This is a genomic window from Devosia insulae DS-56, from assembly GCF_000970465.2.
GTDB classification, from domain to species: Bacteria; Pseudomonadota; Alphaproteobacteria; order Rhizobiales; family Devosiaceae; genus Devosia_A; species Devosia_A insulae.
On record NZ_LAJE02000158.1, the window covers coordinates 49,957 to 73,295 of the forward strand.

Annotated in this window: 24 protein-coding genes and 1 pseudogene; 15 read left to right on the forward strand and 10 right to left on the reverse strand. The window is 64.5% G+C overall.

Annotated features, from left to right (window positions below; all coding sequences use genetic code 11):
* The first annotated feature begins 29 nt into the window (after positions 1–29).
* Complete coding sequence (locus VW23_RS09790; protein ID WP_069909384.1) at positions 30–800, forward strand: sulfite exporter TauE/SafE family protein; 771 nt, start codon at positions 30–32, stop codon at positions 798–800.
* 17 nt (positions 801–817) lie between these two features.
* The gene (locus tag VW23_RS09795) at positions 818–1,204 is read left to right on the forward strand and encodes a VOC family protein (protein WP_069909385.1); all 387 of its coding nucleotides are present in this window, start codon (positions 818–820) and stop codon (positions 1,202–1,204) included.
* A gap of 136 nt (positions 1,205–1,340) precedes the next feature.
* On the opposite strand, the gene VW23_RS09800 is transcribed toward VW23_RS09795, so the two are convergent.
* Entirely contained in the window at positions 1,341–1,511 is a 171-nt protein-coding gene (locus tag VW23_RS09800; protein ID WP_069909386.1) for a YdcH family protein, read from the reverse strand.
* 178 nt (positions 1,512–1,689) lie between these two features.
* On the opposite strand from VW23_RS09800, the gene VW23_RS09805 reads away from it, so the two are divergent.
* The 6 genes from VW23_RS09805 to VW23_RS09830 all read left to right on the forward strand — a co-directional run bounded on the left by VW23_RS09805 (position 1,690) and on the right by VW23_RS09830 (position 5,525).
* On the forward strand, positions 1,690–1,905 hold the full coding sequence (locus VW23_RS09805; RefSeq protein WP_055883069.1) for a YdcH family protein: 216 nt from the start codon (positions 1,690–1,692) through the stop codon (positions 1,903–1,905).
* Between the two features lie 141 nt (positions 1,906–2,046).
* Positions 2,047–2,763, forward strand: coding sequence for a TetR/AcrR family transcriptional regulator (locus tag VW23_RS09810; RefSeq protein ID WP_069909387.1), 717 nt, complete (start codon positions 2,047–2,049; stop codon positions 2,761–2,763).
* A 175-nt stretch (positions 2,764–2,938) separates the two neighbouring features.
* On the forward strand, positions 2,939–3,403 hold the full coding sequence (gene purE / locus VW23_RS09815) for a 5-(carboxyamino)imidazole ribonucleotide mutase (RefSeq protein ID WP_069909410.1): 465 nt from the start codon (positions 2,939–2,941) through the stop codon (positions 3,401–3,403).
* On the forward strand, positions 3,396–4,484 hold the full coding sequence (locus VW23_RS09820; protein WP_069909388.1) for a 5-(carboxyamino)imidazole ribonucleotide synthase: 1,089 nt from the start codon (positions 3,396–3,398) through the stop codon (positions 4,482–4,484). Before purE ends, VW23_RS09820 begins: the two co-directional genes overlap by 8 nt.
* A gap of 143 nt (positions 4,485–4,627) precedes the next feature.
* A complete protein-coding gene (gene rpsU, locus VW23_RS09825; RefSeq protein WP_055046207.1) occupies positions 4,628–4,870 on the forward strand; it encodes a 30S ribosomal protein S21 in 243 nt (80 codons plus the stop codon).
* A 190-nt stretch (positions 4,871–5,060) separates the two neighbouring features.
* Positions 5,061–5,525 (forward strand): DUF992 domain-containing protein, encoded by a 465-nt coding sequence (locus tag VW23_RS09830; protein ID WP_069909389.1) that lies wholly within the window; start codon positions 5,061–5,063, stop codon positions 5,523–5,525.
* Between the two features lie 78 nt (positions 5,526–5,603).
* Here VW23_RS09830 and VW23_RS09835 read toward each other — a convergent pair whose 3' ends face one another.
* From VW23_RS09835 to VW23_RS09875, 9 genes are all read right to left on the reverse strand, one after another.
* The gene (locus tag VW23_RS09835) at positions 5,604–6,422 is read right to left on the reverse strand and encodes an alpha/beta hydrolase (protein ID WP_069909390.1); all 819 of its coding nucleotides are present in this window, start codon (positions 6,420–6,422) and stop codon (positions 5,604–5,606) included.
* 48 nt (positions 6,423–6,470) lie between these two features.
* Positions 6,471–7,130, reverse strand: a complete 660-nt coding sequence (locus VW23_RS09840; RefSeq protein WP_069909391.1) for a DsbA family oxidoreductase — start codon at positions 7,128–7,130, stop codon at positions 6,471–6,473.
* A gap of 305 nt (positions 7,131–7,435) precedes the next feature.
* Entirely contained in the window at positions 7,436–7,840 is a 405-nt protein-coding gene (locus VW23_RS09845) for a hypothetical protein (RefSeq protein ID WP_069909392.1), read from the reverse strand.
* 250 nt (positions 7,841–8,090) lie between these two features.
* Positions 8,091–9,497, reverse strand: coding sequence for an NAD(P)(+) transhydrogenase (Re/Si-specific) subunit beta (locus tag VW23_RS09850; RefSeq protein ID WP_407065070.1), 1,407 nt, complete (start codon positions 9,495–9,497; stop codon positions 8,091–8,093).
* The gene (locus VW23_RS09855; protein WP_069909393.1) at positions 9,494–10,039 is read right to left on the reverse strand and encodes a hypothetical protein; all 546 of its coding nucleotides are present in this window, start codon (positions 10,037–10,039) and stop codon (positions 9,494–9,496) included. The genes VW23_RS09850 and VW23_RS09855 overlap by 4 nt, the downstream gene beginning before the upstream one ends.
* Complete coding sequence (locus VW23_RS09860) at positions 10,039–10,428, reverse strand: NAD(P) transhydrogenase subunit alpha part 2 (protein WP_069909394.1); 390 nt, start codon at positions 10,426–10,428, stop codon at positions 10,039–10,041. Before VW23_RS09860 ends, VW23_RS09855 begins: the two co-directional genes overlap by 1 nt.
* Entirely contained in the window at positions 10,429–11,901 is a 1,473-nt protein-coding gene (locus tag VW23_RS09865) for a Re/Si-specific NAD(P)(+) transhydrogenase subunit alpha (protein ID WP_069909395.1), read from the reverse strand. It lies immediately after the preceding gene.
* 60 nt (positions 11,902–11,961) lie between these two features.
* A complete protein-coding gene (locus tag VW23_RS09870; RefSeq protein WP_069909396.1) occupies positions 11,962–12,207 on the reverse strand; it encodes an aa3-type cytochrome c oxidase subunit IV in 246 nt (81 codons plus the stop codon).
* A 187-nt stretch (positions 12,208–12,394) separates the two neighbouring features.
* The gene (locus tag VW23_RS09875) at positions 12,395–14,227 is read right to left on the reverse strand and encodes a M3 family oligoendopeptidase (RefSeq protein ID WP_069909397.1); all 1,833 of its coding nucleotides are present in this window, start codon (positions 14,225–14,227) and stop codon (positions 12,395–12,397) included.
* An 88-nt stretch (positions 14,228–14,315) separates the two neighbouring features.
* Between VW23_RS09875 and VW23_RS09880 the strand changes: the two genes are divergently transcribed.
* From VW23_RS09880 to VW23_RS09910, 7 genes and pseudogenes are all read left to right on the forward strand, one after another.
* Positions 14,316–14,600, forward strand: a complete 285-nt coding sequence (locus tag VW23_RS09880; RefSeq protein WP_069909398.1) for a hypothetical protein — start codon at positions 14,316–14,318, stop codon at positions 14,598–14,600.
* Between the two features lie 3 nt (positions 14,601–14,603).
* Positions 14,604–14,924, forward strand: a complete 321-nt coding sequence (locus tag VW23_RS09885; protein ID WP_084645867.1) for a type II toxin-antitoxin system RelE/ParE family toxin — start codon at positions 14,604–14,606, stop codon at positions 14,922–14,924.
* An 85-nt stretch (positions 14,925–15,009) separates the two neighbouring features.
* Positions 15,010–16,494 (forward strand): sigma-54-dependent transcriptional regulator, encoded by a 1,485-nt coding sequence (locus VW23_RS09890; RefSeq protein ID WP_069909399.1) that lies wholly within the window; start codon positions 15,010–15,012, stop codon positions 16,492–16,494.
* A gap of 226 nt (positions 16,495–16,720) precedes the next feature.
* Positions 16,721–18,409 carry a L,D-transpeptidase family protein gene (locus tag VW23_RS09895; RefSeq protein WP_069909400.1) on the forward strand — a complete coding sequence of 563 codons (1,689 nt, stop codon included), beginning with the start codon at positions 16,721–16,723 and terminating at the stop codon, positions 18,407–18,409.
* Between the two features lie 324 nt (positions 18,410–18,733).
* Positions 18,734–20,317 (forward strand): peptidoglycan L,D-endopeptidase MepK, encoded by a 1,584-nt coding sequence (locus VW23_RS09900; RefSeq protein WP_244513482.1) that lies wholly within the window; start codon positions 18,734–18,736, stop codon positions 20,315–20,317.
* Positions 20,318–20,408: 91 nt separating this feature from the next.
* Positions 20,409–22,331: a 1-deoxy-D-xylulose-5-phosphate synthase gene (dxs, locus tag VW23_RS09905; protein WP_069909402.1), complete on the forward strand. Its 1,923-nt coding sequence runs from the start codon at positions 20,409–20,411 to the stop codon at positions 22,329–22,331.
* Positions 22,332–22,516: 185 nt separating this feature from the next.
* Positions 22,517–23,320: pseudogene (locus tag VW23_RS09910) on the forward strand (helicase HerA domain-containing protein); the annotation flags it as partial.
* Positions 23,321–23,339 lie beyond the last annotated feature (19 nt).

The window sequence follows — 23,339 nt, forward strand, 5'->3', positions numbered from 1 at the left end:
TTCTTCCCCACCGGTCACCCCCTTTCCCCATGCCCGATCTCTATTTCTGGACCGTCGCAGTCCTCGCGGTCTTCATTGTCGCCCTGAGCAAATCCGGGCTGGTGGGCAGTCTCGGGCTCGTCGGGGTGCCGCTCCTCAGCCTGGTGATGCCGGCGCGCGACGCCGCCGGGATGATGCTGCCTTTGCTGCTGGTCATGGACGCCATCGCCGTCTGGACCTACCGCAAGGATGCCGACTGGCGCATCCTCAGGATCATGCTGCCTGGCGCCTTCGTGGGGACCGTCGTCGGCTGGGTGCTGTGGAGCTTTGTCTCCGACGCCATGGTGCTGCTGTTCGTCGGTATTCTGACGCTGCTGTTCATCCTCGATGCGCTGCTGCCGCTGCGCAAGAAGCTCGAGGGGCTGCCGCCGTCGCGGCCATGGGGTACGTTCTGGGGCGGCGCGGCCGGCTTCACCAGCTTCATCAGTCACACCGGTGGGCCGCCCTTCCAGATCTACGTGCTGCCGCAGAAGCTGACGCCGGTGATCTTTTCAGGCACCACCGCGTTCTTCTTCGCCATCGTCAACACGGCCAAGCTGGTCCCCTACTTCTTCCTCGGCCAGCTCAACGTTGCCAATCTGGAACGGGCCGCGATTCTCGCCCCGCTCGCCATTGCCGGGGTGATCGTCGGCGTCTGGCTGGTGCGGCGGATTTCGGTGAAGCGGTTTTATCAGCTTACGTATTGGCTGGTGTTCCTGCTGTCGCTGAAACTGATTTATGATGGCGCGGTCGGGGTGTTCTTCCCTGCCGCTGTGGCCTGAGGCACAAGAAGCAGAATATGAGCATCGACTATCGCCTCGACCACATCGCGCTGCTGGTTCGCGACCTCGACGAGACGGCGAAGTTCCTCACCGAGGTGCTGCAGATCCGCGAGGTGCCCGATCCGATGGGCGGCACTCATATCCGCTGGTTCGAATTCGGCAACAGCCAGCGCTTCCATATCCAGGCCGGCGACATCAGCCGCACCCATGTGGAAAAGCGCACCCACTTCGCCCTCTCCGCTCCCGATTTCGAGGCCGTGCTGGAGCACCTCAGGGCACGGGGCACGCCGTTCTCCGACATGCAGGGCAACCCGGGCGCGGTAAACACCCGCCCCGACGGCATGCGCGCCGTGTTCGTAGAGGATCCGAACGGCTACTGGTTCGAGATCAACGATTTCAAATGAGCGAACAGTGAGTGGCGAATAGCGAGTAGCGCTCCAACCACTCGCTACTCGCTACTCGCCATTCGCTCCCCAAAATGAAAAAAGGCCGCGGCGCTTGCCGTGGCCCTCACAACTGCATGGGATTCTGTTTGTTTCCTCAGGCCTCGCTGAGCATTCGCGTCAGCTCGTCCTTGATCTCCAGTTTCTTGCGCTTCAGTGCCGCGACGTACAAATCATCGTGGCTGGGGTGGCTCATTTCATCCTCGATCTTCCGGTCCAATTCCCGGTGACGCCGCTCGAGCGATTCGACGTGGCCTTCAGTCGTCATGACAACTCCTCTCCAGCTTTTCGACGCAGTGATCGTCACAAAAATTTCACGCGCTGTCGATGTGCAAGACTGCAACACATCGTCGCCGGTGCAAAATCAGGTGCAAATCTCCGACCGATCGGCTAACCCTTTTCGCACAGGCATTTCGCCTCGCTGAGGGACCTCGTCAACCGCTGCGATGCTGCCGCTCACCAAGGAACAAGAAGCCGCGCTGGGTCTGGAACTGGCTGCAAAACGCCAGGAACATGCCGACCTCGACGCCGCCATTCACACCCTCTCATCGTCCGGCTACTCCGACCAGATGCTGATTCAGCGCATGAAGAAGCGGAAGCTCACCCTCAAGGATCGCATCGTACAGCTCGAGAACATCCTGCTGCCTGACATCATCGCCTGACGATTCGCAGACTGCCGGGATCAGCACCCACCTGCGTCGGCGCGCCGCGCTCCCCTTTCATCGCCGACCATGCTACACAACCTGACCGACCGCTGGTCGGTCCTCGGTTTTGACGCGTGCGACTGTCCTTGGGAGGGCGGAATGCCGTTTCCTCGAATTGTGAAGAGCGCCCCTGCGCGGCGCGACGAAATCCTTGATGCGGCGCAGCGATTGTTTGCCGGCAACGGCTACGACTCGACCTCGGTCAGCCAGATCATCGCCGCCGTCGGCGTCTCGAAGGGCGCCTTCTACCACCACTTCGAATCGAAGGAGGACCTGGTCGAGGCCCTCGCCTGCCGCTATGCGCGCCAGACCGCAGCGCTGACCGAAGCGGAACTCTCCGACCCGACCCTCGATGCCTTCTCCAAGCTCGCCGGCTTTCTCGGCACCATGCGCCGTCACAAGACCGAGACCGCGGCGGAACTGCGCGCCACGTTCGAGCCGATGTTCCGGGCCGAGAACCTGCAACTGTTCGAGCGCACCCAGCGCGCCGTCACCGAAGTGGTGCGGCCGATCCTGACCCGCATTATCGTTGAGGGGGTTGCCGAGCAGACCTTCGATACGCCCGATCCGGAAAGCGCCGCCGAGACCATCATGCACCTGATGACCTCGAACCGGGAACTGATCGTCGAGCTCTACCAGACCCGCGACCGGCTGCATTTCGAGCGGCTGTCGCAGCGCCTGCTCGACAAGATGGAGTATCTGGGCACCGTCATCGACCGTATCCTTGGGCTGCCGGAGGGCTCGATCGAGCTGGCCGACCGCAGCGCCCTCGATGCGTTGGCCTGTGCCCTCGACCGGCCGCCGACGGCTGCCTGAGTAAAGCACGAGGGCTAGCCGCTTGCGCTCAGCGGAGCTCTTACATATGGGTGAGAATTCGGAGCGTAGTCAGCAAAAGTTGCAAGCTTTGCGGTTCGACTGCGCGACAAAACTAGGCATGAGCCGCGCCTTCCGGGGGACCTAAGTGCCGACCTCGCCACCCGTCGCCATCATCATGGGCAGCCAGTCGGACTGGCCGAACCTGCGCCATGCCGCCGAGACGCTCGACGCGCTGAAGATCGACTACGAAGCGCGCATCATCTCGGCGCATCGCACGCCCGACCGCATGTACGAATTCGCGAGGGGTGCCAAGGCCGAGGGCTTTCAGGTGATCATCGCCTCGGCCGGTGGTGCCGCGCATCTACCCGGCATGGTGGCCGCGCTGACCCCCCTGCCCGTGCTCGGCGTGCCGGCGCAGACCGCGGCGCTCGGCGGTGAGGATAGCCTGCTCTCGATCGTCCAGATGCCGCCCGGTATCCCGGTGGGCACGCTGGCCATCGGCCGCGCCCGCGCCATCAACGCCGCCCTGCTGGCCGCCGCCATCCTCGCGCTCTCCGACCCCGAGATTGCTTCAGCACTCGACGATTTCCGCGCCGACCAGACCGCTTCCATCCCCGAGTTTCCATCCGACGATGTCTGACGTCTCGCCGCTGCCACAGGGCAGCACCATCGGTATCCTCGGCGGCGGCCAGCTCGGCCGCATGCTGGCGCTCGCCGCCGCCCGGCTGGGGATGAAGACCCATATCTACTGCCCGGATCCCGACAGCCCGGCCTTCGACGTCACGCCGCTGAAAACCGTCGCCGCCTATGACGACGAAGCGGCGCTCGCCGCTTTTGCCGCCGGTGTCGATGTCGTCACCTATGAATTCGAGAACGTCCCGGCCAAGACTGCCGCCTTCCTCGCCAATTTGAAGCCGCTGCGCCCCGGCGCCAATGCGCTGGCCGTGTCGCAGGACCGGCTGGCCGAGAAGGCCTTCCTCACCATCAACCGCATCCCGGTGGCGCCGTTCGCAGCAATCGCCGATCTCGACCGGCTCGAGGCCGAGCTCGAGGAGATCGGCACGCCCGCGGTGCTGAAGACCACTCGGCTCGGCTATGACGGCAAGGGCCAGCGCATCGTCAACAATATGGAAGATGCCGCCCTCGCCTGGGAACTGCTGTCGCCCAAACCACTGGTGCTGGAAGGCTTCATCGCCTTCGACAAGGAAATCTCGGTGGTGGTGGCGCGCAACGCGCAGGGCGAAGTCGCGGCGTTCGATCCGGCCGAGAATGTCCATCGCGACCATATCCTCAAGACCAGCACAGTGCCGGCCGACATCAGTTCGAAGACCGCGAAGAAGGCGGTCGAGATCGCGTCTGAGATCGCCACGGCGCTCGATTATGTCGGGGTGCTCGGCGTCGAGTTCTTCGTGCTGCCGGGCGGCAAGCTGCTGGTCAACGAGATCGCGCCGCGGGTGCACAATTCCGGGCACTGGACCGAGGCCGTGGCCATCACCGACCAGTTCGAGCAGCATATCCGCGCCGTGCTCAACTGGCCGCTGGGCGACCCCGGCCGCATGGCCGACGTGGTGATGGAGAACCTGATCGGCGACGAAATCAGCGCGATTCCCGAGCGGCTTGGCCCCAGCATTCGGCCGCATGCCTATGGCAAAGCCGAGTCGCGCCGCGGCCGGAAAATGGGTCACATCAACCGCGTTGCGTTGAAAAAGCGCGCAAAATGAGCGATTTCCGACGCTTGGTGGTGTGGACAAGCCGTTTCGATTGGCCTATATAGCCGCCCACGAATGACCGGTTCAGCCGGTCGGCGCTCCTTTGGGGGCGCTCACCTCAAACAGTTCTGACTGATTACGAAGGGCGGTTGCGCTTGCAAGTAGTTGTTCGCGATAACAATGTTGACCAGGCGCTGCGCGCACTGAAGAAGAAGCTCCAGCGCGAAGGTGTCTTCCGCGAGATGAAGCTTCGCAACTACTACGAGAAGCCGTCCGAGAAGAAGGCGCGCCAGAAGGCCGAGGCCGTGCGCCGCGCCCGTAAGCTTGCCCGCAAGCGCGCCCAGCGTGAAGGCGGTCTGCCCGCCCCCGCCGCGGCAGCGCGTCCCGCACGCCCGTAAGAGGCGTTCAGATTTGGTTCAGGAACGCCGCCTCACAAGGGCGGCGTTTTTGTTACGTACCGCCAGAATTCGCTCATATTTGTGCAGTTTGTGCGCAACCGGATGAGGCCTTGTGCCGTTGGCGGCAACGGATAGACTCCCGATCCACTCTGGGTCGACTATAAACGCGTCAAACATTGGGGACTCCAACATGAAGAAGTTCATCGCCGCGGCCGCCGCTGCCGTCATGCTCATGACCGCCGGCGCCGCCCAGGCCGCCACCCAGGTCAAGGTCGGCGTACTCAGCTGCTCCGTCGAAGCCGGTATCGGTTTCATCATCGGCTCGTCCAAGGATATGACCTGCCGCTTCAAGCGCGACGGCTACAAGACCGAGCGCTATCAGGGCAACATCAAGAAGCTCGGCATCGACATCGGCGTCACCGGCCGCACCGAGATCGTCTGGCTGGTGTTCTCGGCCTCCAACACCAAGTACGGCAAGGGCTCGCTGGCCGGCACCTACGTTGGCGGTTCGGCTGAAGCCACCATTGGCGTCGGCCTCGGCGGCAACTGGCTGATCGGCGGCTCGCGCAAGGGCTTCGCCCTGCAGCCGTGGTCGATCCAGGGCCAGACCGGCCTCAACTACTCGGTCGCCTTCTCGGGCCTGACCCTGTACTGAGCCGACACATAACGCTGAAATTGAAACGCCGGTCCCTGGGGGCCGGCGTTTTCATTTTGGCCGGTGCGGACCGCGCATCTAGCGCACCCCAGCCTCTGCCCGCTGAAAGAACCCCTTCGCCCGCTCCCACAGTCCTCGCGCCCACATATCGCTGTGCCCTGCCCCAGGTTCGATCCAGAGCTCATCCGGGTTCGGCGCCAGCGCATAGACCCGCTCCCCGTGGTTGACGCCAATGGTGCGATCGGCCGTGCCGTGTGCCACATAGACTGGCTCGGTCACATCCTTGATCCACTGGTCCACCGGAAACTGGTCGGCCATCAGCAGCCCGACCGGAAGGAACCAGTAACGGTCGGCGGCAACCGAGACCGCGGAGTCGAACGGCGTCTCCAGCAGCAACGCATCGGCCTCCCTGAGGCTCGCCACATAGGTGGCGGGCCCCGAGCCGAGCGAACGCCCCCAGAGGACGATCGGAAAACCTTTGTCGGCCGCCCAGTCATAGGCCGCGAGGCCATCGGCGAGGATGTTCGCCTCGCTCACCTCGCCGGGCGAGCCGGGAAAGCCACGATAGTCGAAGGCGAGGAAACCATAGCCATCGGCGACGAACGCCGCAAAGCGCTCATGCTCACGCGAGAAGCTCTGCGCATTGCCGCGGAAATAGACGATCAGCGGCTTGCCGGCAGCCGGCGGCTGGTACCAGCCGGTGAGGGACGAGCCATCGGCGGTCGGGATGCTCACCAGCTCCGCCGCGGTGAGCTTCGTCTCGCTCAAACCGAACAGCCGCCCGCTGCGGTCGTACTGAAAATCGCGCTGGAAAAAATACATGGCGCCCAGCACCATGGCATAGGCCAGCACCGCGACGATGCCGGCCCCGATGGCGATCCGTCCCAGCCGCTGCATCTCATACCCTCCGTTGCCGAAAGGGCATGCCATGGCGGCGGAGTGATGTCAGCCCTGCGCGGCCTTCATCTTCTCGGGATCGAGGGCAAACTCGAGGGCCCGGTCGAACACTTCGGCCGGCTGGCAGCCGGATACGGCGAACTTGTTGTCGAACACGAAGAACGGCACGCCCTGGATGCCCTGCTGCGCCGCGGCAACCGCCAGTTCGTGGGTGATCGCCAGCTCACGCGGGTTTCGCACAGCGTCGAGAGCCTCAGCATGAGTGAAGCCGTGCTGTGTCGCAACGCCAGCCAGCACTTCGTCGTCATTGATCAGCTGGTGATCCATGAAATAGCCCCAGGCGATGGCATTGGCCAGCGCGTGCTGGGTGCCCTTGGCCTTGGCGAGCCGCACCAGCGTGTGGCCCTTGCGGGTGGGGAACGAGCGCGGCTGCTGGCTGAGATCGAGGTCGATGCCGGACTTTTTGGCCTCGCCCTCGACGCGCGCCCACATCTCCTTGGGGTCGCGGCCATACTTCTCGCGCAGCATGTCGGCCACCACCACGCCTTCCTCGGGCGTGTTGGGATCGAGATAGAACGGATGGTTCTCCACCTCGACCACCACGTCATCCGGCAATGCGGCGATCGCCTGGTCGAGCCGCGCCGAGCCGACGAGGCACCACGGGCAGACGGTGTCGGTAAACAGGTCGATCTTGACGGTGCGCGGCACGGTGGTCCTCGTTGGCTGAACCGGCCACACATGGCGGCTGAGCCCCGGCGGCGCAAGAACGCACACCGAGGTAACCTGCATCCTCCGACCTGCCTGCCCCGGCGGCGCATGACCGCACCCCGAGGTAACCTGCATCCGCCAAACTGCCTATCGAACTCCCTACCCGCGGTGTCATCCCCGCGAAAGCGGGGATCTGCGTTTGCGATGGTGGCGCGGCCAAGAAAACCGAGGTTCCCGCTTTCGCGGGAATGACCCGGTGGTTACGTCCAGGGCCAGACTTCGGTGCGGTCCAATCGCGAGATGCCTTAGTTGAATGCCATAACGGCGCTGATGACGATGCCGGCCATGGCGAGCCGGGTGATCCAGCCCATTACCTGTGGGCTGATGGTGCCCGGCTTGGCGACGATGCCGATGATCATGGCGATCAGCACGACGACCACCAGCCCCATCTTGATGAAGAACCAGATGCTCTGCCCTTCGAACCCGCCATAGCGGACATAGACCATGGCGATGCCGGTGATCAGCAGCAGGCCGAAGGCGATGCGGGCGTTGATGGAAAGGCGTTTGCCGATGCCGCCGAGCAGCGGTCGTGCATCGGGCGGCGCCGCGGCGATACGGCTGCCGATCAGCGGCGCCGCGATGGTGGTGGTAATGGCCAGCCCGAAGGCCGCGAGATGAATGATGAGAAGGATATTGAACGTGAGATCCATGACGGCCGTGCCCTTTGCTGGAAAGGCAGACTGGATACGACCTCAAGTGAAGTTGAGGTCAATAGGGAGATCACCAGAGTGATGGCACAGCGGTGGCAGGCCGGGTGGCGACGACCAGCAGGGGCCGAACCACTCGGCACGATGACAGCTCCGCTGGCACGGAGGAGATTGATCGGGCCAGTCCAGAAGTGCAGAGAGCCGCCCTCGGGCGACTCTCGTTCGGCATTGGCGATGACGGAAGTCGGCTGATCTAGTGCCCGAGCGCCTTGACGATGTCTTCGGTGACCTTCTTGGCGTCACCGAACAGCATCATGGTGTTGTCGCGGAAGAACAGCTCGTTCTGGACGCCGGCATAGCCGGCCGCCATGCCGCGTTTGATGAACAGCACCGTGCCGGCGTCTTCGACGTTCAGCACCGGCATGCCGTAAATCGGCGAGGTCTTGTCGGTCTTGGCCGCGGGGTTGGTGACGTCGTTGGCGCCGATGACGAAGGCGACATCGGTCTGGGCGAACTCGGAGTTGATGTCCTCGAGCTCGAACACCTCGTCATAGGGCACGTTCGCTTCGGCGAGCAGCACGTTCATGTGGCCCGGCATACGGCCGGCCACCGGGTGGATAGCGTACTTCACTTCGACACCCTCGGCCTTCAGCAGGTCGGCCATTTCGCGCAGCGCATGCTGGGCCTGGGCCACGGCCATGCCGTAACCGGGGACGATAATGACCTTGCCGGCGTTCTTCATCATGAAGGCCGCGTCCTCGGACGAGCCCTGCTTGACCGGCCGCGTCTCTTCTTCGCCCGCGCCGGCGGCGGCGCTGTCGCCGCCGAAACCGCCGAGGATCACCGAGATGAAGCTGCGGTTCATCGCCTTGCACATGATGTAGCTGAGGATGGCGCCGGACGAACCCACCAGCGCCCCGGTGATGATCAGCGCGGTATTGCCCAGCGTGAAGCCGATGCCAGCCGCCGCCCAGCCCGAATAGGAGTTGAGCATCGAGACCACCACCGGCATGTCGGCGCCGCCGATCGGGATGATCATCAGCCCGCCCAGCACCAGCGCGACGACGGTGATGGCCCAGAACCACAACGGATCGACGGTGACCGCGAAGGCCCAGATCAGCACCAGCAGCAACAGCCCGAGGGCGATGTGTATGATATGGCGGAATGGCAGGATGATCGGCTTGCCGCTCATATTGCCGTTGAGCTTGGCGAAGGCGATGACCGAACCGGTGAAGGTGAAAGCGCCGATGGCGACGCCGAGACTCATCTCGATCAGCGCCTGGGCGTGGATATGGCCGACCGTGCCGATGCCGAAGGCCTCGGGCGCATAGAGCGCCGCAGCCGCCGCGAACACCGCGGCGAGGCCGACCAGTGAGTGGAACGCGGCGACCAGTTGCGGCATGTCGGTCATCTTGACCTTGCGCGCCAGCACCGCGCCGATGCCGCCACCAATGGCGAGGCCGCCGATGATCAGCACCCAGCTCAGCCAGTCGGAAACGCCGGCCACCAGCAGCGTGGTGACGATGGCGATGCCCATGCCGACCATGCCGAAAGTGTTGCCCTGCCGCGACGAGGCCGGGCTCGAGAGCCCGCGCAGCGCCAGGATGAACAGCACGCCCGAGACGAGGTAGAGAACGGCGGCGAAACTGGCGTCGATCATTCCGTAACGGGCTCCATGCTGCCGGTGGGGAACTCCACATCGACGAAGGCGGGGTAGACTTCCTTGAGGATCGCCACCTGCTGCGCATCTTCGACGCGCACCAGGTACCAGGTCTCTTCATCGAACATGCCGAGGGTCGACGACGTGGCCTTCACCTTGCCGCCGGCCTCGCCCAGATCCATCACCGTCTCGGTGGGGATCAGCGCATAGGGGGTGCCGTCGGCGGTTTCGAAATACTCAGCCGCTTCGAGGTCCATGGCGAAGGAAACGATTTCCACATCCTTCATCACCTGGTCCATCTGCTGCTGCGTCGCTTCAATCAGCTGCTCGGTGGTGACGTTGAAGTTGGCGGCGATCTTGTCGAGCACCTTGGGCGGCACGACGTCCATCACCTCGGACATGTCGCTGGCCTTCATCGCCGCATCAAAGCTCTCGATCCGGGCGGCGAGCCCCTCGAGCTGCTCGTCGGTGAACTCGGCGGCAAAGACCGGCGTGCTGAGGGTGGCGATGACCGCAATGGCGGCGATAAAGCGCTTGAACATCAGTGTTTTCCCGTCTTGCCGGCCGGCGCTTCCTTCTTCTTGTACATCGCCAGCATGCGCTGGGTGACAAGGAAGCCGCCGAAGATGTTGACGCTGGCGAGCACCAGCGCGAGGAAACCGAAGAGTTTTGACACCCAGTTGCTGTCGGCGGCGAGCGGCACGCCGACCGCGAGCAGCGCACCGACCACGATCACCGAAGAGATGGCGTTGGTGACGCTCATCAGCGGCGTATGCAGCGCCGGGGTGACGCTCCACACCACGTAGTACCCCACGGCGATGGCGAGAACGAAGATCGACAGGCGGAAGACGAACGGGTCGATGGCGCCACCGGTGGCGGCGCTGACCGCCACAGTGATGGCATCCGCAGTGTGCGCAGCGGTCTGTTCCATTTACTTCTTCCCCTTGGCAGTCGAGGGTTTTGCCGCAGCCGGTTTGGCCGCCTTGGCGGCGACAGGCTTGGCAGCAGCTTTCGCGGCCGCCGGCTTGGCAGCAGCCTTCTTGGGCGCAGTCGCGTCCTTGGGCGCCGCGGCCTTGGCGATCGGCGCGACAATCGGCGCAGCCTTTTTCACCTTGCCGCCGATGGCTTTGGCCACTGCTGCGGTCTTGGCGGGGGCGGATGGTGCCGCCTCCGCCTTCGGCGCTGCAGCCGGCTTGGGCGCCGCGGCCTTGCTTGTGGCACCGGCCTTATTCGGCTCGGCGGCCTTTACGGCCGCGGGCTTCGCAGCCGCCAGGACCGCATCGACCTTGATGTTGGGATGGACGATGGCGCCGTCGCGGGTGAGCACGGTCGCCTTCACCAGCTCGTCGTCCCAGTTCACCGCCAGCACCTTCTCCTTCTTGTCGATCAGCGTCTCGAGGAAGGAGACGAGGTTGCGCGAATAGAGCTGGCTGGCCGAAGTGGCGAGCCGGCCGGCGACATTGGTGAAGCCGATGATCGTCGCGCCGTTGACCGTAGTGACGGTCTTGCCCGGCTGGGTCAGTTCGATATTGCCGCCACGCTCAGCCGCGAGATCGACCAGCACCGAACCCGGCGCCATCGACTCGACCATTGCCCTGGTCACCAGCTTGGGTGCCGGGCGGCCGGGGATCAGCGCCGTGGTAATGACGATGTCCTGCTTGGCGATATGACCGGCAACCAGCTCGGCCTGCGCCGCCTGCTCGTCCTTGGTCAGCTCACGCGCATAGCCGCCAGTGCCCGAGGCATCCTTCAGCGCCTCGGTCATGATGAACTTGGCGCCGAGCGATTCCACCTGCTCGCCGGCGGCGGCGCGCACGTCGGTGGCGGTAACCACAGCGCCGAGGCGCTTGGCGGTAGCGATGGCCTGCAGTCCGGCGACGCCGGCGCCCATCACGAACACCTTGGCCGGGCGAACCGTGCCGGCGGCGGTCATCATCATCGGCATGGCGCGGTCGAACGCCCCGGCGGCATCGATCACCGCCTGGTAGCCGGCAAGGTTGGCCTGGCTCGAGAGAATATCCATCACCTGGGCGCGGGTGATGCGCGGCATGAACTCCATGGCGACGGTGGTGACGCCGGCCTTGGCCAGCGACGCGATCTCGGCCTCGTTGCCATAGGGGTCCATCGCGCCGATCACCAGCGCGCCGGCAGTTGCGCCGGCAAGGCTGCTGGCAGTGGGGCGGCGCACCGTAAGGACGATATCGGCGCCCTTGATGGTTGCCGCGGCATTGCCGATGCTGGCGCCAGCAGCGGCGTAGTCCTTGTCCGGGAAGCGGGCCAGTTCGCCTGCCCCCGCCTCGATGGCGACTTCGGCGCCGAGCCCGATCAGCTTGGTGACCGTCTCGGGCGTCGCCGCGACACGCGTCTCCCCGTCGGCGCGTTCCCGCAACACTGCAATCTTCATGGAAGTCTCCAGAGCGTCAGTCGCCGACCGTGTCGGTCACCGGATAGAAAAATCCCGCCGTCAGCTGCGGCGGGATCCCATCACCATCACACCGACGATGAGCACTGGAATGGCCAGCAGCAGCAACGCCCCGATGATCGGCTGATGCGCCTCGATGAAGGCGTAGAGCGACAGCGCCACGAACACCATCGACACGATGCCCCACTTCACGAAAGTGATGAAGCCGGCATAGGTCGCCTCATGCTGGGCGTAATCCATAGCGGGCGGCAGTTCGTGCGTGGCAGCGGCGGCGGGTTTCTTGGCCATAGGTCCTCAGTCCATTGATCGTCTTTCGGGACACCGATCCCCAAACCATCACGTCGCGATAGCACGCGAACGCCGAAGATCAGACCGCCCCACTCCGCCTCTCATACTTCGCGCGGCAGTGCCGCACAAGCGCAGCGCGGCGGTTGGCCACGCTGCACCATTTGCCAGGCCGCCCGCCACATCAGCCTCAGGCCGGTTGCGTCGCTTCCAGCTCGTTGATCAGCCGCTCGATCATCCCCAGCCCGAGCGACCAGAAGTCCGGGTCGCGGGCGTCGAGGCCGAAGGGCGCCAGCAGCTCGGAGTGGTGCTTACTGCCACCGGCCTTCAGCAACTCGAAATACCGCTCTGCAAAACCTTCGCTCGACTTCTCGTACTGCGCGTAGAGCGAGTTCACCAGGCAATCGCCGAAGGCATAGGCGTAGACGTAGAACGGCGAATGGATGAAGTGCGGGATATAGGCCCAGAAGATGTCGTAGCCTTCATTGAGCTTGATCGCCGGCCCAAGGCTTTCTGCGCCGACCTCGAGCCAGATCTGGTTGAGGTCGGCCGTGGTCAGCTCGCCCTGTTTGCGCCGCGTATGGACCTCGCGCTCGAAGGTGTAGAAGGCGATCTGCCGCACCACGGTATTGAGCATGTCCTCGACCTTGCTCGACAGCATGGCGAAGCGCTGCGTCGGGTCGGTGGTGTTCTTCAGCATCGAGCGGAAGGTCAGCATCTCGCCGAACACCGAGGCGGTCTCGGCCAGGGTCAGCGGCGTCGGCGCCATCAGCGCCCCCTGCGGGCCTGCCAGCACCTGGTGCACGCCGTGCCCGAGCTCATGCGCCAGCGTCATCACATCGCGTGATTTACCGAGGTAGTTGAGCATCAGGTAGGGATGCGCCGAAGGCACCGTCGGGTGCGCGAAGGCGCCCGGCGACTTGCCGTCCTTGGTCGGCGCGTCGATCCAGCCCTTTTCGAAGAACGGCTCGGCGATCTCGGCCAGCTTCGGCGAGAAGGCGGCGTAGGCCTCCATCACCGTATCCCTCGCGGTCGGCCAGTCGTAGATGCGATCGTCACTGCTCGGCAGCGGTGCGTTGCGGTCCCAGGCGTTCAGCTGGGCCTTGCCGAACCACTTGGCCTTCATGGCGTAATAGCGGTGGCTGAGCCGCGGGTAGGCAGCGCGCACCGCCGTCTGCAGCGCATCGACGACTTCACGCTCCACCGAGTTCTCGAGGTGGCGGCTGTCCGCGATATCCTTGAAACCATGCCAGCGGTCGGCGATTTCCTTGTCCTTGGCGAGGACATTGGTGATGTGGGTGAACAGCTTCTCGTTGCCGTGCAGCGTCTTCGACAACCCGTTGAACGCCGCCTCGCGCTTCAGCTCATCTTTGTCGGACAGGTAGTTGAGCGTCGATTCGAGGTTCAGCTCCTCGCCGTCGACATTGAACTTGAGCGCGGCCATGGTCTCGTCGAACAGCCGGTTCCAGGCGCCGGCGCCGGTCACCGATTTCTCGTGGAACAGCTCTTCGATTTTGTCCTCGAGCTGGTAGGGCTTGGCCTTCCTCAGCTCGGCAAACCACGGGCGGTAGCGGCCGAGCTCGGGGCTACCGTCGAGCGCCGCTTCCAGCACCGCTTCGTCGATGCGGTTGAGCTCGAGGCCGAAAAAGATCAGCCCGGTCGAGAGATCGGTGAGCGCCTGGCTGAGATCACCGAGGAACTTGACCTTGTCCGGATCCTGGGTGTTCCGCACATATTGCAGGAACGCGTAGGAGCCGAGCTTGCCGCTGAGATCGCCGAGCGCCTCGTAACGCTTGATTGCATCGAGCAGCTTGCCCGCCTTCGCCAGCCCCTCGAGCTTACCCTTGAAGTCGGCCTCAAAACTCTTGGCATCGGCCTGCGCCGCGGCGAGATCCGCCTTCAGCGCCGGCGAGTCGTTGCTGGTGTAGAGATCGTCGAGGTTCCAGGTCGGCATGTTGCCGAGCTGGTTGTGTCCCTTGTGGGCTGTGGCTTCTGCGGCACGCGGGAGGTTGCGGGTATCCATGTCTCACCTAGGCTCGAAATTCAGGCGCGGACCTTAGCCAGCGCGCAGCACGATGGGAAGCGGTGCCGAGGCATGCTAGGCTGACGCTATGAACAAGCATGTCGGCAAACAGCACGAAGTGTCTCCTGCGATCGAGGAACGACTCGAACGGGCCGCCGAGCAGTTGCAGATACCCGCTGATCAGATCGTTGAAGACGCCTTGGCGCACTACCTCGACCGCGTTGAGAAACGCAGCGAGCTCTATGCCGAGCTCGACAGGCGCTACGAGGACTATCGGAAAACCGGGCTGCACCTGACCAATGCCGAAGTGAAGGAATGGCTGCTGAAGCGCTCCAGAGGTGAGAGCGACACGCTTCCGGAATCGCATACCTGATCGATGGCGCGGGTCGAGTGGACCGCTGCGGCTCGCCTCGATTTGCAGGAGCTCGACGAATTCCTGCACGAGAAGAACCCTGAGGCAGCAGCGCGGGCCATGCTCGCCATCTTTGAGGCAGCCGACCAGATCGAGACCATGCCGGAAAGCGGCCGGCCGGCAGAAGGCCGAGCAGCAAACGAACGGGAACTGGTCATCGCTTTCGGCACCGGAGGCTATGTGGTGACTATCGTGTCGTCACAGACCTGGCCGTCATCCTCGGCATCAAACACCAGCGCGAAGCTGGCTACTGACGCGAATTCCTCAGGCTTAATCGCCTCTTAACCCACCCCCCACATGCTGCTCCAAAACGGCACAGCGCGATTCGCCGCGGCGGCGAAGCGTGCAACTACAAAGTCCTTGGAGGACCATGACGCGCGTTCTGATAGTCGATGACGACCTGGTGCAGCTGCGGCTCACCTCCGAGGTTGCCAACCGGGCCGGGTTCTCTGCCGTTACGGCCACCAGCGGCAGACAGGCACTGGAACTGCTCCACGCCGACCCCGGCATTGGCGCCATGGTCCTCGATCTGGTGATGCCCGATCTCGACGGCATGGCAGTGATGGAAGCGATGCGCCGCGATGGGCTCGCGACCCCCGTGATCGTTCAGACCGGCCACTCCTCGCTCGATACCGTCGTCACCGCCATGCGCCAGGGCGCCGCCGATTTCTTCGTCAAGCCGGTCGCCCCGGAGCGGCTGATCATGTCGCTCAGGAACGCGCTGAAGCTGGGTGAACTCGAGACCATGGTGCGCACCGATCGCAGCCGGCTCAGCGGCACCATGAGCCTCACCGATATCGTCACCCGTGCGCCGAGCATGGACCGGGTGTTGTCGCTGTGCACGAAGGCAGCGAAATCCACCATCCCGGTGTTGATCGAAGGCGAGACCGGCGTCGGCAAGGAGCTCATTGCCCGGGTCATCCAGGGTTCGGGTGATCGCGCCGGCAAGCCATTCGTCACCGTCAACTGTGGGGCGATCCCCGCCAACCTGATCGAGTCGACGCTGTTCGGGCACCGAAAGGGCGCCTTCACCGGCGCCGTCGCCGACCATCCCGGCAAATTCCTCGAGGCGCATGGCGGCACCATCTTCCTCGATGAGATCGGCGAGCTGCCGGTGGAGATGCAGTTGAAGCTGCTGCGGGTGATCCAGGACGGCGAGATCGAGCCGGCCGGCGCCGACAAGCCACAGCGGGTCAATGTGCGGATCATCTCGGCGACCAACCGGCGGCTGCTCAACCTGACCAAGGCCGGGGCCTTCCGCGAGGACCTCTATTACCGGCTCAATGTCTTTCCGCTCTACGTGCCGCCGCTGCGCGACCGGATGGAAGACCTGCCGGTGCTGGTCAACCACTTCGTCGCGCGCCTTGCGGCGGAAGCCGGCAGACGCATCGTCGGCATTTCCGAGCCGGCGCTCAAGCTGCTGCGCGATTATGACTGGCCAGGCAACGTCCGCCAGCTGGAGAATGCCGTGTACCGCGCCGTCGTCCTCAGCGACGCCGCCTATCTCGAAACCGCCGACTTCCCGCAGATCGTGGCGCTGAGTGCCGGCCGCGCCGAGGCGTTGCGGTTGACCTCGACTGCGCCGGGCCCTTCAGCCCCGGTTCACATCGATGAGGCTATCGCCTCTCTACGCGAGGTTGTGGACAAGACAGCGGTCAGCGACCGCTTCATGGCCCAGAGTGGCGAAGTCGCCGCCCTTGCCGATGTTGAGCGCGAACTGATCGTGTTCGCGCTGCGCCATTATGGCTACCGCATGTCGCGGGTGGCACGGGCGCTCGGCATCGGCAGGTCGACGCTCTATCGCAAGCTCCGCGAGTACGGCCTGGACGAGGGATTGGAGAGCGATGCCGCCTAGGGCTGCTGCGCATCAAGGCGAGAAAACCTTGCAGCTCTAGCTGAACGCGCTTTTGGCACGGCGGCGATTAGTTGCACCAAGTCCACAGACCGAACTCACAAAATCGCGAGGAATTGTCAGCGTTAAGTTTTGTGGGCTAAGCAAAATGCATATCTGGGGCAAAAGTGCCGAGTCCTCCCCGTCACGCCGCCCCTTGCCAGCCCTCGAGCCGGGCACGGAGTACTTAATGACTATGCTGAAGGCCTTGTTGTTGGCGGGCACGGTGGCGCTCGCATCGCCATTTGCGATTTTCACGCAAGCAGCCTCTGCCCAGGAAACCGTCACGGTCGCCGGCATCGAAACCACTCGCATCGTGATCGCGCCGCCCAAGACCGAGCTGGCGCGGATCATCAAGGCTGGCCTCTCCACCGCCTATGCGGCGGCCGAAAAGGGCACCCGGGCCTACCAGCAGACGCAGAAGCTCTATTTCTTCTATGGCGCGCGCCATTTCGAGCCGCTCTGGCTGAGCAAGACAGACGATGGCTCCATCGCCTTCTCGCCCAATGCCGAAAAGATCATCGACGTCTTCAAGGCTTCCGAACTCGAAGGCTTTCGCCCGGCGGATTACCTGACCGCCGACCTCGACGTGGCCGCCGCCGGCACCGATCCGATGAAGCTGGCAGCGCTCGAGACCGCCTTCTCCACCGCGGCGATCCGCTACGCGCAGGATGCTTTCGGCGGCCGCATCTCGCCGCTCGACGTCAACAAGACCTGGACCATCGCGCCCAAGCGCATCAACGAAGCCGAAATGCTGGTGAAGCTCGCCGACAGCAGTGAGCCCGACAAGCTGCTCCTGGCGCTGTCGCCGACCCAGCCGGAATTCCTCGGGCTGAAGGCGGCGCTCGCCAAGTTCTACGACGGCGCGGTGATGGACGCCGCAATCACCATTCCCGAGGGCAAGCTGCTGAAGCCTGGCATGCAGGACGAGCGCGTGACGCTGCTGCGCCAGCGCCTCGACGTGCCGGAGCCCGATATCCCGGAGACCGCCGGCGCCGCGGTGACCGTCGACATCAACTATGATGAGCCGCTGGTCGTTGCCGTGCAGGCCTTCCAGGAAAGTCTCGGCCTCAATGGCGACGGCGTCATCGGGCCGGCGACCATCGCTGCGCTGAATGGCGGTTCGGCCACCACCAAGGAAGACATCGTCGCCAATATGGAGCGCTGGCGCTGGGAGCCCAACGACTATGGCGACTTCCAGGTGACGGTGAACATTCCCGAATTCCGCCTGTGGATCATGAACGAGGACCAGGTCCACTACACCACCCGCGTGGTGGTGGGCACGCCCAAGAACCAGACGGCGGTGTTCAACGACGAGATCGAGCACATCGTCGTCAACCCGTACTGGAACGTTCCGTCCTCGATCGCGACTAACGAGATCAAGCCGCATTTGATCGCCAACCCGGGCTACCTCGCCAGCCAGAACATGGAAATGCTGTCGGGCGGCAAGGTGGTCAACGCCTCGGCCATCGACTGGACGCAGACCAACATCAACCGCTTCCACATCCGGCAGAAGCCGGGCGCCGGCAATGCGCTGGGGCGGGTGAAATTCCTGTTCCCCAATCAGCACGATATCTACCTGCACGATACGCCGTCCAAGTCGCTGTTCTCGCGCTCGTTCCGCGCCTACAGCCACGGCTGCGTGCGCGTCGAGAACCCGATGGATTTCGCCGACGCGCTGTTGGCGCTCGAGCCCGAGATGAACGCCGGAACGCTGGAAGCGGCGTTCGGCGACAAGGAGCGTTGGTTCAACCTCAAGACCAAGATCCCGGTGCACATCTCGTACTTCACCCTGCGCGTCGACGCCGACGGCACCATCCGCTCCTACGGCGACGTGTACGGCATGAACCAGCGGTTGAAAGAACTGCTGGCCGAATAGCAATCGGACGCGTTCGGGACTAGAAACAAGGGTCGGGGTCGCGAGACGCCGGCCCTTCTGCTATGATGTCGCATCGGTTCAGGCGGCCAAGCGTTTACGACTGCTTAGGAATTCGGCCTTGGTTCAGCCGGATTTTCTGCCTAGAGAACCCGCACGGTAGCCGCCTCACTTGGGTTACCGGGCGTTAGCGTTAATGTATTCTCATCGAACTGGCGCTAGGCTATCTCGTCTATTGGGTTGCAACGGGTCGTTCGGGGCGTGTCGGGAAAACTGTTGGGGATATGGCGGGCTCTACCGCGGCTGTTTTTTGCCGCGACGATGGCGTTGACCGTCGTTCTGCCGCCGAGCGTCGTGCCGGTGAGCGCTGCCAATGGCGGCGGCGACCGCACGCTGTACCTGCACCACACCCATACCGGCCAGACCGGCAGCTTCACCTTCAAGCGCAACGGCCAGTACGACCAGAAGGTCTTGCGCGAGCTCAACATTTTCCTCGCCGACTGGCGCACCAAAGAACCGACGAAGATGGACCCGGCCCTCTTCGACCTGCTCTGGGAAGTGTACCAGGAAGTCGGCGGCCGCCAGCCCTACAACATCGTTTCCTCCTACCGTTCGCCCAAGACCAACAAGATGCTGGCCTCGAAATCATCGGGCGTCGCCGACAACAGCCAGCACATGCGCGGTAAGGCGATGGACGTGTTCATCCCCGGGGTGAACCTCTCCAAGCTCCGCGAAGCCGCGATGAAACATCAGGTCGGCGGCGTCGGTTTCTACCCCACCTCGGGCAGCCCGTTCGTCCACATGGACACCGGCAATGTGCGCGCCTGGCCGCGCATGACCCGCGCCCAGCTGAAAAAGGTCTTCCCCGACGGCAAGACCCTGCATCTGCCCACCGACGGCAAGCCGCTCTCCAATGAGGGCCGCGCCTACGCTCAGGCGCAGTGGTCCAAGTGCCGCACTGTGCCCTGCGATGGCGATGCCATCTTCGAGAGCGCCCCGGCGATCATGCTGGCCGACAATGCCGGCGAAGCTGCGCCGATCCCGGCGCTCCGTCCGCGTACCCTTGGCGGCGGCGCAACCATCATGCTGGCTTCGGCCGAAGAGCCGGCGCAGCGCGTCGTGCCGACCTTCGAGGTGGTGGCACCGGTGCCGGTGTTCCGCCGCTCTGAAGACGGCATCAATGTTGCGGCGCTGCCGCCCGGCATCGACACCAAGGCGTTCGAAGCGGTGGGCGCGCCAGTGCCGGCGACCAAGTCCGCCCGCATCCAGCTCGCCACCCGCGCGCCGCTGGGCGACGAAAGCGGCCAGACCGCCGTCGCGGCGCTCGCCGCCATCGACCAGCCGCTGCCCAAGCCGCGCGTCCTGATCTCGCCCAAGGCCGACGAAATGGTCACCGCCTATGTGGCAACCAGCCCCGATCCGGGCGCCGAACAGGCACTGAAGATGATCATCGAGCGCGAGAGCGCTGTGGTGCCGGAACTCCCGAGCCGCGATCAGTTGCTGAGTTCAGGCAATGTCCAGACTGCGTCGCTGGGCGGCCCCGAGACCTTCTCGACGCTGAAGGGCATGTTCGACATGACCTTCAACTCGCTGAGCGGCAACGCGGGCTCCGAGCCGATGCAACAGGCGCTCGCCGACCTGGCGCTGAGCCGCCAGCCGAACCAGTCGATCGAGCTCAGGCCGATGGACCTGGTGGCGCCCGAGATCGACCACGTCAACGACACCCTGGTGCAGCCGGTACCGATGAGCACCGCGTTCTGGGCCGAGATGACCGAAGCCGAGGGCTACCTCGAAAAGGGCACCGAACTCGGCCCGCTCACCGGCCGCGTCGCCTTCCTTCCCGACAACGCCGCAATTCCGGCCTATGACCGCTTCGTGACGGATGGTTTGCAGCTCGTCGCAGAACGCTAAAAGGCCGCGCCCGCAGGGCGTTGCAATGCCGAACCCAAGCCTCTAAGTCTCTGAGTGAGAGACCGGCCCGTTCCGGCGAAGGATCGGTATTTTGGACAACTCGCAGACCCCGCTGCTCGATCGCGTATCGGCGCCAGCCGACCTGAAATCCCTGTCGCGCGATGAGTTGCGCCAAGTCGCCGATGAGCTGCGCGCCGAAGTGATCGACGCCGTGTCGGTCACCGGCGGTCACCTGGGCGCCGGGCTCGGCGTGGTCGAGCTGACCGTCGCCCTCCACGCCACCTTCGATACCCCCCATGACCGTCTGATCTGGGACGTCGGCCACCAGGCCTATCCGCACAAGGTGCTGACCGGCCGCCGCGACCGCATCCGGACTTTGCGCCAGAAAGACGGGCTCAGTGGCTTCACCCGCCGCGCCGAGAGCGAATACGATCCGTTCGGCGCCGGCCATTCCTCCACCTCGATCTCTGCCGGCCTCGGCATGGCCGTGGCCTCGGAGTTGAAGGGCGAGAAGCGCAACGTCATTGCGGTGATCGGCGATGGCGCCATGTCGGCCGGCATGGCCTACGAGGCGATGAACAATGCCGGCGCCATGGACGCCCGGCTGATCGTCATCCTCAACGACAACGACATGTCGATCGCCCCGCCCACCGGCGCGATGCGCTCCTACCTCGCCAAGCTGGTTTCCGGCCCGGTCTATCGTGGCTTCCGCGACACCGCCAAGTCGATCACCGAAAAGATGCCGAAACTCATCCATGAGACGGCGCGCAAGACCGAAGAGTTCGCCCGCTCGTTCTTCACCGGCGGCACCCTGTTCGAGGAGCTCGGCTTCTTCTATGTCGGCCCGATCGACGGCCATAACCTCAACGATCTGCTCGACGTGCTGCAGAACGTGCGCGATGCCGAGTCCGGCCCGATCCTCATCCATGTGGTGACCAAGAAGGGCAAGGGCTACGGGCCGGCCGAGAACTCCGCCGACAAGTATCACGGCGTCAACAAGTTCAACGTCATCACCGGCGCGCAGACCAAGCCGCAGTCGAACGCCCCGTCATACACCTCGGTGTTCGCGCAGAGCCTGATCGAGGAAGCCAAGGCCGATGACCGCGTCGTCGCCGTCACCGCCGCCATGCCCAACGGCACCGGGCTCGACAAGTTCGCCGAACTGTTCCCCACCCGCATCTTCGATGTCGGCATTGCCGAGCAGCACGCCGTGACCTTCGCCGCCGGCATGGCGACCGAGGGGCTGAAGCCGTTCTGCGCCATCTACTCGACCTTCCTGCAGCGCGCCTATGACCAGGTGATCCACGACGTGGCAGTGCAGGGCCTGCCGGTCCGCTTCGCCATCGATCGTGCCGGCTATGTCGGCGCCGATGGCCCGACCCATGCCGGCAACTATGACGCCGCCTATCTCGGCGCCATCCCCGGCATGGTGGTGATGGCCGCCGGCGACGAAGCCGAGTTGCGCCACATGGTGGCGACCGCCGCCGCCTATGACGAAGGCCCGATCGCCTTCCGCTACCCGCGTGGCGATGGCCTCGGCGTCGACCTGCCGCCGCGCGGCACGGTGCTCGAGATCGGCAAGGGCCGGATCCTGCGCGAAGGCAAGTCCGTGGCGCTGGTCAATTTCGGCACCCGGCTCGGCGAAGTGATCGCCGCCGGCGAAAAGCTGATGGCCTATGGGCTGAACCCGACCATCGCCGACATGCGGTTCCTGAAGCCTCTGGACGAGACGCTGCTCGCTCGGCTGGCCAAGGAGCACGAAGTGCTGATCACCATCGAGGAAGGCGGCATCGGCGGCTTCGGCAGCCACGCCGCGACCTTCCTCTCCAGCCACGGCCTGCTCGACGGCAAACTGAAATTCCGCCCGCTGATGATCCCCGACGTGTTCACCGAGCAGGCCGGCGTCAACGATATGTATGCCGTGGCCGGGCTGGACCGGGCGGGCATCGTGGCGACGACGCTGACCACGTTGGGCATCGATACGGCGGCTGTGCCGCGGACGACGAAGGCTTAGGTTCTCCACACTGCTAGAGACGGCCCCCTCCCGGCCTCCCCCATGAAGGGGGAGGTGAAGAGTCGAGGCTTTGGCTTGCATCACGCCAAGTGAACCGGCAGGGCACCTCCCCCTTCATGGGGGAGGATGGGAGGGGGCCGTCTGCTTCCGGTCGCAACCGGCAGAGAATCTGTTAGCAAGGGTCCATGCAGGTGGCGATCGACATGGGTGTGGCGCAGGGTGGCGCCGAGGCTAAGCTCGATCTCGAGGAACTGTTGGCTACGCGCCTCCTGGTGCAGGGCAATTCCGGCTCCGGCAAATCCCACCTGCTGCGGCGGCTGCTCGAGCAGAGCGCTCCGTGGGTGCAGCAATGCATCGTCGACCCCGAAGGCGATTTCGTCACCCTGGCCGACAAATACGGGCACCTGGTGGTCGATGCCTCACGGTCCGAGAGCGAGCTCACGACCATAGCTGCTCGCGTCCGCCAGCATCGCGTCTCGGTGGTGCTGAGCCTCGAGGGGCTGGATGTCGAGCAGCAGATGCGCTGCGCCGCCGCCTTCCTCGGTGGCCTGTTCGATGCCGACCGCGACTACTGGTACCCAATGCTGGTGGTGGTTGATGAAGCGCAGCTCTTCGCCCCCGCCATTGCCGGCGAAGTCTCCGACGAAGCGCGGAAGCTATCGCTCGGCGCGATGACCAACCTGATGTGCCGCGGCCGGAAGCGCGGCCTTGCCGGAGTGATCGCCACGCAGCGGCTGGCAAAGCTCGCGAAGAACGTCGCCGCCGAAGCCTCGAACTTCCTGATGGGCCGCACCTTCCTCGATATCGACATGGCCCGCGCCGCCGACCTGCTCGGCATGGAACGGCGGCAGGCGGAAATGTTCCGCGACCTGAACCGCGGCCATTTCATCGCGCTGGGGCCCGCCATGTCGCGCCGCCCGCTGCCCATGGTGATCGGCGTGGCGCGCAACCCCGACCTCCCGCCCAGCCCCCACCTGTCGCCCCTGCCCGCTTAGTCCATCGCTCTCC

What these genes read in the sequence shown, in the direction of transcription:
- VW23_RS09830 (WP_069909389.1), top strand. Translation starts at nt 5,061, where the DNA reads ATGAAGAAGTTCATCGCCGCGGCCGCCGCTGCCGTCATGCTCATGACC.
- VW23_RS09880 (WP_069909398.1), top strand. Translation starts at nt 14,316, where the DNA reads ATGAACAAGCATGTCGGCAAACAGCACGAAGTGTCTCCTGCGATCGAG.
- VW23_RS09820 (WP_069909388.1), top strand. Translation starts at nt 3,396, where the DNA reads ATGTCTGACGTCTCGCCGCTGCCACAGGGCAGCACCATCGGTATCCTC.
- VW23_RS09860 (WP_069909394.1), bottom strand. Translation starts at nt 10,428, where the DNA reads ATGGAACAGACCGCTGCGCACACTGCGGATGCCATCACTGTGGCGGTC.
- VW23_RS09890 (WP_069909399.1), top strand. Translation starts at nt 15,010, where the DNA reads ATGACGCGCGTTCTGATAGTCGATGACGACCTGGTGCAGCTGCGGCTC.
- VW23_RS09850 (WP_407065070.1), bottom strand. Translation starts at nt 9,497, where the DNA reads ATGATCGACGCCAGTTTCGCCGCCGTTCTCTACCTCGTCTCGGGCGTG.
- VW23_RS09875 (WP_069909397.1), bottom strand. Translation starts at nt 14,227, where the DNA reads ATGGATACCCGCAACCTCCCGCGTGCCGCAGAAGCCACAGCCCACAAG.
- VW23_RS09845 (WP_069909392.1), bottom strand. Translation starts at nt 7,840, where the DNA reads ATGGATCTCACGTTCAATATCCTTCTCATCATTCATCTCGCGGCCTTC.
- VW23_RS09885 (WP_084645867.1), top strand. Translation starts at nt 14,604, where the DNA reads ATGGCGCGGGTCGAGTGGACCGCTGCGGCTCGCCTCGATTTGCAGGAG.
- VW23_RS09795 (WP_069909385.1), top strand. Translation starts at nt 818, where the DNA reads ATGAGCATCGACTATCGCCTCGACCACATCGCGCTGCTGGTTCGCGAC.
- VW23_RS09790 (WP_069909384.1), top strand. Translation starts at nt 30, where the DNA reads ATGCCCGATCTCTATTTCTGGACCGTCGCAGTCCTCGCGGTCTTCATT.
- VW23_RS09800 (WP_069909386.1), bottom strand. Translation starts at nt 1,511, where the DNA reads ATGACGACTGAAGGCCACGTCGAATCGCTCGAGCGGCGTCACCGGGAA.
- VW23_RS09895 (WP_069909400.1), top strand. Translation starts at nt 16,721, where the DNA reads ATGACTATGCTGAAGGCCTTGTTGTTGGCGGGCACGGTGGCGCTCGCA.
- VW23_RS09835 (WP_069909390.1), bottom strand. Translation starts at nt 6,422, where the DNA reads ATGCAGCGGCTGGGACGGATCGCCATCGGGGCCGGCATCGTCGCGGTG.
- purE (WP_069909410.1), top strand. Translation starts at nt 2,939, where the DNA reads ATGGGCAGCCAGTCGGACTGGCCGAACCTGCGCCATGCCGCCGAGACG.
- VW23_RS09855 (WP_069909393.1), bottom strand. Translation starts at nt 10,039, where the DNA reads ATGTTCAAGCGCTTTATCGCCGCCATTGCGGTCATCGCCACCCTCAGC.
- VW23_RS09805 (WP_055883069.1), top strand. Translation starts at nt 1,690, where the DNA reads ATGCTGCCGCTCACCAAGGAACAAGAAGCCGCGCTGGGTCTGGAACTG.
- VW23_RS09810 (WP_069909387.1), top strand. Translation starts at nt 2,047, where the DNA reads ATGCCGTTTCCTCGAATTGTGAAGAGCGCCCCTGCGCGGCGCGACGAA.
- VW23_RS09870 (WP_069909396.1), bottom strand. Translation starts at nt 12,207, where the DNA reads ATGGCCAAGAAACCCGCCGCCGCTGCCACGCACGAACTGCCGCCCGCT.
- VW23_RS09865 (WP_069909395.1), bottom strand. Translation starts at nt 11,901, where the DNA reads ATGAAGATTGCAGTGTTGCGGGAACGCGCCGACGGGGAGACGCGTGTC.